This window comes from Haemophilus sp. CCUG 66565 (assembly GCF_001679495.1).
Taxonomy (GTDB): Bacteria; Pseudomonadota; Gammaproteobacteria; order Enterobacterales; family Pasteurellaceae; genus Haemophilus; species Haemophilus haemolyticus_K.
On record NZ_LZOX01000018.1, the window covers coordinates 14,809 to 27,874 of the forward strand.

At 37.0% G+C, this 13,066-nt stretch carries 8 protein-coding genes; 3 read left to right on the forward strand and 5 right to left on the reverse strand.

Annotated elements, in window-relative coordinates:
- The first annotated feature begins 43 nt into the window (after positions 1-43).
- On the forward strand, positions 44-1,315 hold the full coding sequence (locus tag A9501_RS09120; protein WP_065265652.1) for a M20 family metallo-hydrolase: 1,272 nt from the start codon (positions 44-46) through the stop codon (positions 1,313-1,315).
- Positions 1,316-1,407: 92 nt separating this feature from the next.
- Positions 1,408-3,381, forward strand: a complete 1,974-nt coding sequence (gene cpdB / locus A9501_RS09125; protein WP_005635324.1) for a 2',3'-cyclic-nucleotide 2'-phosphodiesterase — start codon at positions 1,408-1,410, stop codon at positions 3,379-3,381.
- Between the two features lie 85 nt (positions 3,382-3,466).
- On the opposite strand, the gene A9501_RS09130 is transcribed toward cpdB, so the two are convergent.
- The gene (locus A9501_RS09130) at positions 3,467-3,859 is read right to left on the reverse strand and encodes a MerR family transcriptional regulator (RefSeq protein ID WP_005635322.1); all 393 of its coding nucleotides are present in this window, start codon (positions 3,857-3,859) and stop codon (positions 3,467-3,469) included.
- Between the two features lie 24 nt (positions 3,860-3,883).
- Positions 3,884-4,561, reverse strand: coding sequence for a cation diffusion facilitator family transporter (locus A9501_RS09135; RefSeq protein WP_005638352.1), 678 nt, complete (start codon positions 4,559-4,561; stop codon positions 3,884-3,886).
- A gap of 503 nt (positions 4,562-5,064) precedes the next feature.
- Here A9501_RS09135 and mnmG point away from each other — a divergent pair.
- Positions 5,065-6,954, forward strand: coding sequence for a tRNA uridine-5-carboxymethylaminomethyl(34) synthesis enzyme MnmG (mnmG, locus tag A9501_RS09140; RefSeq protein WP_065265653.1), 1,890 nt, complete (start codon positions 5,065-5,067; stop codon positions 6,952-6,954).
- A gap of 117 nt (positions 6,955-7,071) precedes the next feature.
- Here the strand turns inward: mnmG and A9501_RS09145 are convergent, their stop codons facing one another.
- The 3 genes from A9501_RS09145 to A9501_RS09155 form a co-directional block, all read right to left on the reverse strand.
- Positions 7,072-8,730, reverse strand: a complete 1,659-nt coding sequence (locus tag A9501_RS09145; protein ID WP_065265654.1) for an ABC transporter ATP-binding protein — start codon at positions 8,728-8,730, stop codon at positions 7,072-7,074.
- Positions 8,723-10,468, reverse strand: coding sequence for an ABC transporter ATP-binding protein/permease (locus A9501_RS09150; RefSeq protein ID WP_065265655.1), 1,746 nt, complete (start codon positions 10,466-10,468; stop codon positions 8,723-8,725). The genes A9501_RS09145 and A9501_RS09150 overlap by 8 nt, the downstream gene beginning before the upstream one ends.
- A gap of 140 nt (positions 10,469-10,608) precedes the next feature.
- A complete protein-coding gene (locus A9501_RS09155; RefSeq protein ID WP_306452817.1) occupies positions 10,609-12,888 on the reverse strand; it encodes a TonB-dependent hemoglobin/transferrin/lactoferrin family receptor in 2,280 nt (759 codons plus the stop codon).
- Positions 12,889-13,066: the final 178 nt, after the last annotated feature.

Here is a 13,066-nt window from a genome sequence, read left to right on the forward strand (position 1 = left end):
TTAAGTGCGGTCTGTTTTTATAGACTTTTAAAGGAAGAAAAAAATGAACTTAGATTTAAATCAACTTGTTAAATGGCGTCGTGAATTTCATCGTTTTCCAGAAATTGGCTGGAGTGAATTTTGGACAACTTCTCGCATTGCGGATTACTTGGAAGACTTAGGTTGTTTTGAAATTTTTCTTGGCAAACAAATTATAAATCCAGACTTTGTTCGTGGACGAAAACAAACTGTAGTAGATAAAGGCTTAGCTAATGCAAAAACCTATGGAGCCAATGAAAAATGGCTCGAAAAAATGGAAGGATATACTGGTTGTGTGGCATTATTTGATTCAGGTAAACCAGGGAAAACTATTGCATTACGTTTTGACATAGACTGTGTGAATGTAACGGAAACTCGCTCACCAGAGCATATTCCAAATAAAGAAGGTTTTGCCTCAATTAACGATGGTTTTATGCATGCTTGTGGACATGATTCACACATTACAATAGGTTTAGGCGTAGCATTATGGATCGCTCAGAACAAAGATAAACTCACTGGAAAAGTAAAAATTGTATTTCAACCAGCAGAAGAAGGTGTTCGAGGTGCAGCAGCCATTGCACAAAGTGGCATAATTGATGATGCAGATTATTTTGCTTCTTCACACATTAGTTTTTGCGCGAATACAGGCACTGTTATTGCTAATCCAAGAAATTTTCTTTCCACTACAAAAATTGATATTCGCTATAAAGGTAAACCAGCCCACGCAGGTGCTGCGCCCCATTTAGGTCGTAATGCTTTATTAGCTGCAGCGCATACAGTCACTCAACTTCATGGTATTGCACGCCATGGTGAAGGCATGACAAGAATTAATGTAGGTGTGCTAAAAGCGGGTGAAGGACGAAATGTCATTCCATCTTCTGCTGAATTACAATTAGAAGTGCGGGGAGAAAATAAAGCAATTAATGAATACATGACTGAACAAGTCATGCAAATAGCCAAAGGTATCTCCATAAGTTTTGATGTCGCATATGAAACTGAAATTGTAGGTGAAGCCGTGGATATGAATAATGATGTTGAACTTATAAAACTCATCGAAGAAATATCTCTTGAACAACCACAAATAAATAACGTAAATTCAGATTATGCTTTCAATGCAAGTGAAGATGCGACTATTTTAGGTAGACGTGTACAAGAACACGGAGGCAAAGCTATTTATTTCATTCTTGGTGCAGATCGCACAGCAGGTCATCATGAAGCTGAATTTGATTTTGATGAAAATCAATTACTTACTGGGGTTAATATTTATACTTCTTTAGTACAAAGATTATTAGTTTAATTAAATAAAAATATTTTTACTCCTTTATTTTAAGAATCTCCTATTTTTCTTAGAATAAAGGCAATATCTACTCACCTTATAAGGAAAACTCAATGATTAATAGACGTCATTTTATTCAAATCGGTGCAAGCAGTATTCTTGCATTAAGTGCAAGCCGTTTTGCGACAGCAAAAGGTAAACATGATGTAGATTTACGTATTGTTGCCACTACTGACGTTCACAGTTTCTTAACAGACTTTGATTATTATAAAGACGCACCAACCGAGAAATTCGGTTTTACTCGTGCTGCAAGCCTTATTCGTCAAGCACGTGCTGAAGTAAAAAATAGCGTATTGGTTGATAACGGGGATTTAATTCAAGGTAACCCTATTGCTGATTATCAAGCTGCTCAAGGCTATAAAGAAGGCAAATCTAACCCTGCGGTGGATTGCTTAAATGCTATGCACTATGAAGTAGGAACCTTAGGTAACCATGAATTTAACTATGGCTTAGATTATTTAGCTGACTGTATCAAACAAGCTAAATTCCCAATTGTAAATGCCAACGTAGTAAAAGTAGGAACTGAAGAACCTTATTTCACACCTTATGTCATTCAAGAAAAATCAGTTGTTGATAATCAAGGTAAAACACATAAATTAAAAATTGGTTACATCGGTTTTGTGCCACCGCAAATCATGGTTTGGGATAAAGCGAACCTTCAAGGTAAAGTTGAAACTCGTGATATTGTAAAAACAGCACAAAAATATATCCCTGAAATGAAGAAAAAAGGGGCAGATATTATCGTTGCATTAGCTCACACTGGCCCATCTGATGAACCTTATCAAGAAGGCGCTGAAAACTCTGCATTCTATTTAGCGGATGTTCCACATATTGATGCGGTTATTTTTGGACACTCACACCGTTTATTCCCAAATAAAGAATTTGCGAAATCACCAAATGCAGACATCGTAAATGGTACAGTAAAAGGTGTACCAGAAAGTATGGCAGGCTATTGGGCAAATAATATCAGTGTAGTGGATCTAGGCTTAACAGAACACAAAGGTAAATGGATTGTTACCTCTGGAAAAGCGGTTCTACGTCCAATTTATGATGCAGAAAATAAAAAAGCACTTGCAGAAAATGACCCAGAAATTACCGCACTTTTAAAACCAGTTCACGAAGCGACACGTAAATTTGTTTCTCAACCTATTGGTAAAGCAACAGATAATATGTACAGCTATCTTGCATTAGTACAAGATGATCCAACTATTCAAATTGTAAACCAAGCACAAAAAGCCTATGTAGAAAAAGTTGCACCAAGTGTTGCAGCAATGGCTGGCTTACCTATTTTAAGTGCAGGCGCACCATTTAAAGCGGGTGGTCGTAAAAATGACCCTACAGGTTATACCGAAGTAAATAAAGGTGAATTAACTTTCCGTAATGCGGCAGACTTATATCTCTATCCAAATACATTAGTAGTTGTTAAAGCAACAGGTGAACAATTAAAAGAATGGTTAGAATGCAGTGCAGGTATGTTTAAACAAATTGACCCTGCAAGTGATAAACCACAATCATTAATCGATTGGGAAGGGTTCCGCACTTATAACTTTGATGTGATTGATGGTGTCAATTATGAATATGATCTAACCAAACCTGCTCGTTACGATGGTGAATGTAAATTAATTAACCCAGAATCACATCGTGTAGTGAACCTCACTTATCAAGGTAAACCAGTTGATCCAAAAGCAGAATTCTTGATTGCAACGAATAACTATCGTGCTTACGGTAATAAATTCCCAGGCACTGGCGATCAACATATTGTTTACGCATCACCAGATGAAAACCGTCAAATTTTAGCTGATTACATTAAAGTAACCAGTGAAAAAGAAGGTTCTGTAAACCCTAGCGCGGATAAAAACTGGCGCTTTACGCCAATTAAAGGCAACGATAAATTAGATGTTCGTTTTGAAACCTCACCAAGCGAACAAGCAGCTCAATTCATCAAAGAAAAAGCACAGTATCCAATGAAACAAGTGGGTACAGATGAAGTTGGATTTGCTGTATATCAAATTGATTTATCTAAATAATAATTAGAAAAATAAAATGCCGCCTGAAGATCAAAATTTAGGCGGCATTTTTTCTTCTAAAGTGCGGTCAAATTTTTCAGTATTTTTACAAATTACATTCGCTTTTCAATCCTTCTATTGCTTTACATTCCTCTTCATTATGTTCACTTTCGGTAACAATAGACTGTAAAAAATCTTTGATTTCTAATAATTGAGATATTTTATTTTCCACTTGAATCAGTTTATTAAGTACTAATTGATCTGCTTGATAATGATCTTTCATACTAAATTTAATACGATTGAGTGCCTTAATATTCTCTAAAGAGAAACCCAACGTTCGACATTTTTTGATAAATTTTAATTGTTCTACACTTTCTTCATCATAATATCGATAACCATTAGCCAATCGCTTAGATGGCTGCAATACTCCTTGCTTTTCATAGTAGCGGATAGTTTCAATATTAGTATGCGTAGATTTACTTAATTCACTAATTTTCATTATTTCCTCAAGCAATTTTTTACTTTAATGAGAATGGTCATCTAATAACAAATTTGTATTACTATCATACAAGGATTTAACTGCTCTAGAAACTGTGGAAATACCGCTGTATAAGACAAAAAGACTTAAAATACCACTAGCCACTACATCAACCCATTGCCAATTTAACCAATAAGCACTTATTCCTGCAATAATAGCAACAACCGAACCAAATAAATCTACTAAAACATGCAAATACGCTGCACGAATATTCAAATTATGGCGATTACTTTTTAGCATTATAAAAGCTACCAACAAATTAATCCCAAACCCTAGTAAAGCTACACCTAACATTGGCAAAGCGGCTATTTCTATCGGAGCCTGCCAACGTGTTACAGCCTCGATGAAAATCCAAATAGCGACCCAAACTAATGAAATTCCATTGATTAAAGCTAACCATTTTTGCCATCTTAGACTTAAAAATAATCCAATCCATGCTAAAAAAATAGATAAACTATCATTTGCCATATGCCCAGCATCAGCCATCAAAGTAAGGCTGTTAAACCAATATCCCCCTAGAAATTCAACAACCATATAAAAGGTAATAATTGCAAAACTAATGCCTAATACCATTTTATTTTTAGAGATTTGACTATGAGGGCAAGATGAATGCTGCTGATATTCTTTAGGAGTATAATTTTTTACTATAGAAACTTCTTTCATTTTATTTCCTTAACCATTTGATTTGAAGGAAGCATAAAACCTGTAGTAACTACAAAGTCAAATCATAAAACGTGCATTTAATAAAATTAATTGTTTAAAAAAACTAAATTATAGGGATTTCAATAAAAATTCATTTTTACCTGTGGATAACTCATAAATAATCTGTCATAAAACTGTTTTTACTCACTTGGTAACTTTTAGAAAAGATAAAGTTGTTAATAACTTTCCATTTTACACACAAGATTTTTAAAGAAAATGATCGCATTTTCACAAGATCTTTGGATCCTATAACACCTGTTTCCATAAGGATCGAATAAGGTTACTCACAATCACAAAAGATCTTAATAGTAACAATAATAAGATCTTTATATATAAAAAGAGATCTTATTTACTAATACAAACGTGATCTTTCAAAGGATCAATAGATCCATTATTTTTTGTCAGGTGTTTTAAATTTCTGTAGAATAACGCCAATTTTTTGATCCGAATAAATAGAGATAGATATGTTTTACACTGAAACTTATGATGTGATTGTGATCGGTGGTGGTCATGCGGGTACAGAAGCCGCGCTTGCACCAGCTCGTATGGGATTTAAAACCCTTTTATTAACACATAATGTAGATACTTTAGGGCAAATGTCTTGTAACCCTGCAATTGGTGGGATCGGTAAAGGTCATTTAGTAAAAGAAGTCGATGCAATGGGCGGTTTAATGGCTCATGCTGCAGATAAAGCAGGGATCCAATTTCGTACTTTAAATAGCAGTAAAGGCCCAGCAGTACGTGCTACTCGAGCTCAAGCTGACAGAGTTTTATATCGTCAAGCTGTTCGTACAGCATTAGAAAATCAACCTAATTTAGATATTTTCCAACAAGAAGCGACCGATATTCTGATTGAGCAAGATCGAGTTACAGGCGTTAGCACAAAAATGGGATTAACTTTTCGTGCTAAATCAGTGGTATTAACTGCAGGTACTTTCTTAGCCGGTAAGATCCACATAGGTTTGGAAAACTATGAAGGTGGTCGTGCAGGGGATCCTGCTTCTGTAAACCTTTCACATCGATTAAGAGATCTAGGATTACGTGTAGATCGTCTTAAAACAGGTACACCACCACGTATTGATGCGCGTACGATCAATTTTGATATATTGGCTAAACAGCATGGTGATGCCGTATTACCGGTATTCTCTTTTATGGGATCAGTGGATGATCACCCTCAACAAATTCCTTGTTATATCACCCATACCAATGAACAAACCCATGAAGTTATCCGTAATAACTTGGATCGCAGTCCAATGTATACCGGTGTGATTGAAGGGATTGGTCCACGTTATTGCCCATCCATTGAAGATAAAGTGATGCGTTTTGCAGATCGTAATTCACATCAAATTTATTTGGAACCAGAAGGCTTAACCAGTAACGAAGTTTATCCAAACGGGATCTCTACCAGTTTGCCGTTTGACGTGCAGATGGGCATTGTGAATTCTATGAAAGGTTTGGAAAAAGCGCGCATCATTAAACCAGGTTATGCCATTGAATATGATTATTTTGATCCGCGCGATTTAAAACCAACATTAGAAACTAAAGCTATTTCTGGTTTATTTTTTGCGGGTCAAATTAACGGTACAACAGGTTATGAAGAGGCGGCGGCACAAGGCTTATTGGCGGGGATTAACGCAGGTCTTTACGTACAAGAAAAAGAGGCATGGTATCCACGCCGTGATCAATCTTATACTGGTGTATTGGTAGATGACCTTTGTACGCTTGGTACCAAAGAACCATATCGTGTATTTACTTCTCGTGCCGAATACCGTTTGTTATTACGTGAAGATAATGCGGATATTCGTTTAACGCCAATTGCCCATGAATTAGGTCTAATCGATGAGGCTCGCTGGGCACGCTTTAATCAAAAAATGGAAAATATAGAACAAGAACGCCAACGCTTACGCAGTATTTGGTTGCATCCGCGTTCTGAATATTTAGAAGAAGCCAATAAAGTACTTGGTAGCCCACTTGTGCGTGAAGCAAACGGTGAAGATTTATTGCGCCGTCCGGAAATGACTTACGATATTTTAACTTCTTTAACGCCATACAAACTGGCAATGGAAGACAGAGAAGCCGTAGAACAAGTGGAAATTGCCATTAAGTATCAAGGCTATATCGAGCATCAACAAGAAGAAATTGAAAAACAAAAACGCCACGAAAATACAGCTATCCCAGCTAATTTTGATTACAGTAAAGTGTCTGGTTTATCTAATGAAGTACGTGCGAAGTTAGAACAGCATCGTCCAGTTTCAATTGGTCAAGCGAGCCGAATTTCAGGTATCACTCCTGCAGCAATTTCAATTATTCTGGTGAATTTGAAAAAACAAGGAATGTTAAAACGTGGGGAATAATATTTTCTATGTTTGAAATTAAAGGCTCGGTGAATTTTCACCGCTCTTTTTTATAAGATTAGTTTTAAAATATAATTAAATCGCACCTTTAACAGTGCGATTTTTTCTTATATTAATTTAGGACATTCTGCCGTTTTCTATACCAATCACCTGATCACAAATTGCCATCGTGGATTGGCGGTGGCTAACGAGAATAATCAATTTTTCAGCTTTAACATCGAGTAATGATTTCAAAATCATTGCTTCGTTTAAGCTATCCAAATTGCTGGTTGGCTCATCAAGCAAGATAATCGGCGCATTATGCAAGAATGCTCGGGCAATACCGATACGTTGTTTTTCACCATCAGAGAGGTTACCGCCCAATTCCGTCATTTTTGTTTGATAGCCTTGTGGTAAGCTTAAAATGAAATCATGAATTGAGGCTTTCTTCGCCGCTTCCATAATCTCTTCTAACGTTGCGTCACGGCGCGCAAGACGAATATTTTCTTCAATGGTTTCGTTGAAAATATAGGTTTGCTGAGTAATGTACGCCATATTGTCACGCAAGCTACGAGTGTTGATATTCGGTAAGGTTTCGCCGTTAATTTTAATGCTGCCTGATTTTGGATCGTAAAAACGCATCAGCAATTTCAACAAGGTACTTTTACCGCTACCGCTTCTGCCGTGAATACCCAAAATTTCACCTTTTTTCACAGATAAGCTGACATCCGATAAAATTTGTTCTTCGCCGTAAGCAAAGTTTACATTCTCCACATCAATGCAAGAAACGTCCTTCAAATCGACCGCACTTTCTACGTCTTTTAACTCTGGTTCTTCCGCTAACAAACTTAATACACGCTCACCTGAAGCCAAAGTTTGTAATAAGTTGCTTGAAAGGTTACTTAACGCAATAACTGGCCCGTAGCTCGACATCAATAAAATCACGCCGATTAAAAAGGCAGAAAAATCAATTTTATCTAAGCTAAATAAAATTAATCCGGTAAATAGCATAATGATGTTGAAAACAGATACCGCCACTTCAGTATAAACACGGACTTTCGCTTCTTGATCTTTAATGCGCTCAAAAGCCGTATCGATTTTTTGGCTGCGTTGTTGGATTTCTGCTAAACGTTGTTGTGCATAGCCAAAAAGTTGAATTTCTTTCATACCACGCACGCTGTCGAGGAAGAAATCATTCATTTCGCCCACTAATTCACGATAACGTCTGCCATCTTCACGTGCCAATTTGGTGGTGATAATCGGTAAAATCACGCCCACTGTTAAATACGCAGCCAATGCCACAAGCACAAACCAACCTGAAAGATGTGCAAAGACCAGCAATAAAATCGCAGAAGTAAAGAAAGCGATCATAATTGGTGCGATGGTGTGCGCATAAAATACTTCAAGCAATTCAATATCATTGGTCACCAATGATACTAATTGCCCTGCTTGTTTATCTTGCAACTTCACAAAAGCTAAGCGGCGCAAAGAAGAAAACACTTTATCACGCAATAATGCCAATAATTTAAAAGCGATGTAGTGCCCTGACATTTGCTCTAAATAACGCAATGCACCACGAGCCACCGCCAATACGATAAGTGCGGTCAAAATTCCGGAAAAACTTAAATGGGTGTCAAAGTTTAAGAGATTCACTAACCCCATCGCACCCAGCACCATAATAAAGATGGCAGCTAGGAAACCGAGCGTTCCCATCGTGATGGTAAACGCCATAATATGTGCAAGTGGAGTCACTAATTTCAACAAATGCCCCATTACAACAAAACCATTTTTACGCATTTGCCACCTCTCTAATTTGTTCTAAATCTTTTTGTTGTTGGAACATTTCAGCATACGCACCTTGTTTTTCCATTAAGGTTTCGTGAGTGCCTTGCTCGATCAATTTGCCTTGGTCAAGTACGTTAATACAGTCCGCATTTACCGCATTTGCCAAGCGGTGAGAAATCATCACAATGGTTTTTTGTTGTTTAAATTGTTGAATGAACTGCAAAATAATTTCTTCGCTTTCCACATCAATGTTACTGGTCGCTTCATCAAAAATATAAAGCTCGGCATTGTGTAATAAAGCACGTGCTAAGGCTAAACGTTGAATTTGACCACCCGATAAATTTGCGCCACGGCTTAATAGCTGCATATCTAAGCCGCCATTTTCGCGTACAAAATGGGCAAGATTCACTTGTTCTAAACACGCATAAATTTGCTCGTCTGTGGCATCAATTTTCGCCATCGTCATATTTTCACGCAGCGAGCCTTTAAACACGTAGCTACTATGGCTCACCAACGATACTTTTTGATAGAAAGAAGTGCGGTCTATTTCTGAGGCGTTTTGTCCATTAAACAAAATCTCACCTTGTTGCGCTTTATTAAAGCCCATCAACAAAGAAACTAAAGTTGATTTACCGCAACCACTTTTACCCACAAACACTGAAAGTTGATTTGGTTGAATCGTTAAAGTTAAACCCTGAATTGCTGGTTTTTCTGCAGAATACGCAAAATGTAAATCTTTAATTTCCACTTGAACGTTATTTTTGGCTTCAAAATTTACCGCACTTTGTTGGGTTTCCACATGCGTATCAAGTAATGTGAAGATCTTATCTGAAGCCGCTTTACCATTCATCGCCACATGGAAGAAAGAACCAAGCAAACGAAGCGGAATAAAGAACTCAGAGGAAAGGAGAATAAATAAAATCACGCCTAACACGCTGAGTTGTGCATCTTGGAATTGCAATAGTGCGGTTAAAATCCCGATTGCCGCACCGCCGTAAGCAAGTAAATCCATAAGAGAAACCGAGTTAAGCTGCATGGTAAGCACTTTCATGGTAATTTTGCGGAAATGCTCAGCCTCTTTATCCATCTCTTTCGCTTTGTAAGCGTCGTCTTGATAGATTTTCAAAGTAATTAAACCCTGTAGGTTATCTAAAAAGCTGCTGCCTAATCCCACATAGATGGACCAATATTTTGCTAAGAGTTTTTTCGCAATTTTATTCACCGCAATGATCGACATAGGGATAAGCGGCACGCAAATTAATAAAATAATGGCTGTTTTAAAGCTGAAAAAAATCAAGAAAACAAAGAGGGTAAGCGGTGCAAGCAAGCTATAAAAAAGCTGCGGCAAATAACGCCCAAAGTAGATTTCAAGCTGTTCTACACCTTCTGATGCCACTTGGATAATGCTTGAGGTGGATTGTTGGTTCACTTGGTTAAGCGGCATAGAAGCCAATTTACGGTAGATAAGGCTACGCAATTCATGCTTCACTTTTGTGCTGGCAAAATAAGATGCCTGCACTGATTTTTTACCCGCAAAAGCACGCAGTGCCAATGCCGCAATTAAAATCACACCTAAACCCACCGCACTTGACATCGTCAACTCTTTAAAATAAGCGGCCTGTAAAATATAAGAAAACACGACGGCACTAATAATCCCGCCAACTAATGCCACCCAATTCCACAACACTGTGACGCCAATCCATTTTTTACTATCGGCCACCGTGTTAATTAGGCGTTTATCTATCATCATAATGATTGCTCCTAAAATAAAAAGAAGTACGCATAGAATTATGCGTACTTTATATGTAGGGAATGGAAGTTAGTACAATCCATACACTCAAATTATTTATGTGCGTGAATGGAAAACTATTCACACACCCTACAAATTAATTAGAATCGAATTTCTACAGAGGCAGAGAAGTTGCGACCTGGTGCATAGAAACGTTCAAGACCGACCCCGTTTCTATCAATATTATTTGTTGTGCTGTGTGCATTAATACCGCGCAACGCATCCCAAGTATGGTATTTTTTATCAAATAGGTTATATACCCCAGCTCTTAATATAATAGCTTCTTTTATTTTATAAAAACCGAATAAATCGACTAAATAGGTAGATTTATTAAGGTATTTATAGTTTTCAACAGATTGGTACAACTCTTTTTTTGAACACTGATCTTCACCAGTCCAATCATCATATTCCCACGCTACACAACGATCTTTAATTTCAAGTGTTTTGGCATCTTTTGCTTTTTTGCTCCCTAAATAGGTTAATCGGCTAAAAATGCCCCATTTACCATTTGGATCTTCATAATCTAACCCCAAAACAGCTTTTATTGGCTGAATAGAAAGTAGACTGGTAGAGTTCGATAACTTCCCTTTACTATAACCTAATGCAGCATGTAATTTAAAGCCTTGAGGAATAGGAAAAATAGTATCTAAATTCAAACTACCTTTTACTTCTACACCATGTACCCTTGCATTATCAACATTTACCATTTGTTGCACTGGAGTTTGATAAGTTCGTCCATATTGAGTCTGTTCAATAATACTTTCTTGCTCAAATAAGAAATCACGATACCGAGTTTGATATAAACTAACATCAAATATACCTTTTTCATTCTGTGCTTTAGCAAAAACTGTATGGTTGATACTGCGCTCAGACTTCAATCCGGGATTAGATTTCCATGTTCCATAAGCATTAGTAAAACTGAAATATAATTCAGTGGCAGTAGGAATACGATAACCTGTACTCAATTGATAGCCAAATTTCCAAGTATCTGTTGTTTGAGCATCTAAACCTAGAAAACCGCTCCAATTTGAAAAACTACTTTGTGCCGGTTCCCCTTCTGCTAAACAAGCCTTACTACAGGCCGCATTTAAAGCTTTAGGAGAAAGTTTAGCATAATCATAGCGAGTACCAACATTTGCAGAGAATGTTGGTCTCCAACCACTTTCAAAACGAGGATTCCATGTAATTTGATCTTTTAGTGAAGCACCGTATATTCTCGTTTTTACAGGTCTTTGAATGGTATACCAGTCGTCTAATCCAAATTCATTGGTATCATGGTTAATGTTTTTAAATTCTCGTTCGCTTGCGTAGGTTCTAAAAGAGAAGACATGCTCGCCCCCCAAATTAAATGGCATGCTTTCTAATTCAGCAGAAATTCGTTTAAACACAGTTTTCATCCGACGATCATAAACTTCACTCAATTGTTTTTCATTTGTTAGCCAATCGCGTTGACCTTTATAGTTAACCGCTGCCAAATCTGTTTTTTGATAATCAAAATCTAATTTACTGAATGCTAAGTAATTAGATTCCGGCGTATAGAGATAATATGCATTGACATTAATACGTTTATTTTGATCATCCGCTTCACGCCAAGCACTTCCGTATGAAGTGTAGCTACGTTCATCGACATATCGGCTACCTTTTTGCCCATTAAGACCAACACCAACCTTATGATGTGGAGTAATTTGATAGCCCACCTTAGCTAAATAACTATGAAAACGGTGGGTAGCAGGATCTGGATGTTGACTTCTTGTGTAATTAAATTCAGGTCCCTCCCCCCTACTCTTAATTTCATGACCTGTACGTTGTGAGTACATCAAAACAGCATCCACCTTATCGCCAACATACCCAAGACCTAGAGTTCTGACCCACTCACTATTTTTGCTGGCATATCCACCACGTAATAAGGCACCAAATTTATTATTGGATTTAACAATATCTTGTGCATCTAAAGTATGGTAATTAACACTGCCACCTAAAGCACCACTACCAGAATTAAGAGCATCTGAGCCCCGAACAATATCAATATCTCTAACTAACTCTGAATCAATACTCAAACGAGAAGGATTAAAATTGCCATAACGCGAATAAAGTGAGTTTTCCTCACTATCAGGCAAATTCACACCATCTACACTAATACCAACTCGATTACCTTCTACTCCACGAATAGAAAAACCCTTTAGGAACCGCCCGTTGTCACTGATCCCTACATCAGTCGTATATCTCACTAAATCTCGAGTATCTCGAATCATTTCTTGTTGGATAGTTTTTGCATTCGTGCGGATAACATTTGACTGTGTTTTATGTTCAGACGATATTTCATCCGTAATCTTAATTTCAGACAATTGCTCCTCAGCCAAAACATAACTCGTAACAGACATGCCTGCAGTAATCAGCAACAGAGCATAAGGGGTTAATTTATGTTGTTTCATTTATGATTTCCTTAAGTTATATGAATGATAATTATTATAAATATTGAATTTTTATTTTGTATATTTTTTTGATAATTATTTTTATTTTGTGATCGAGATCAAAAAATTAAGTTGAGCTTTTATTTTG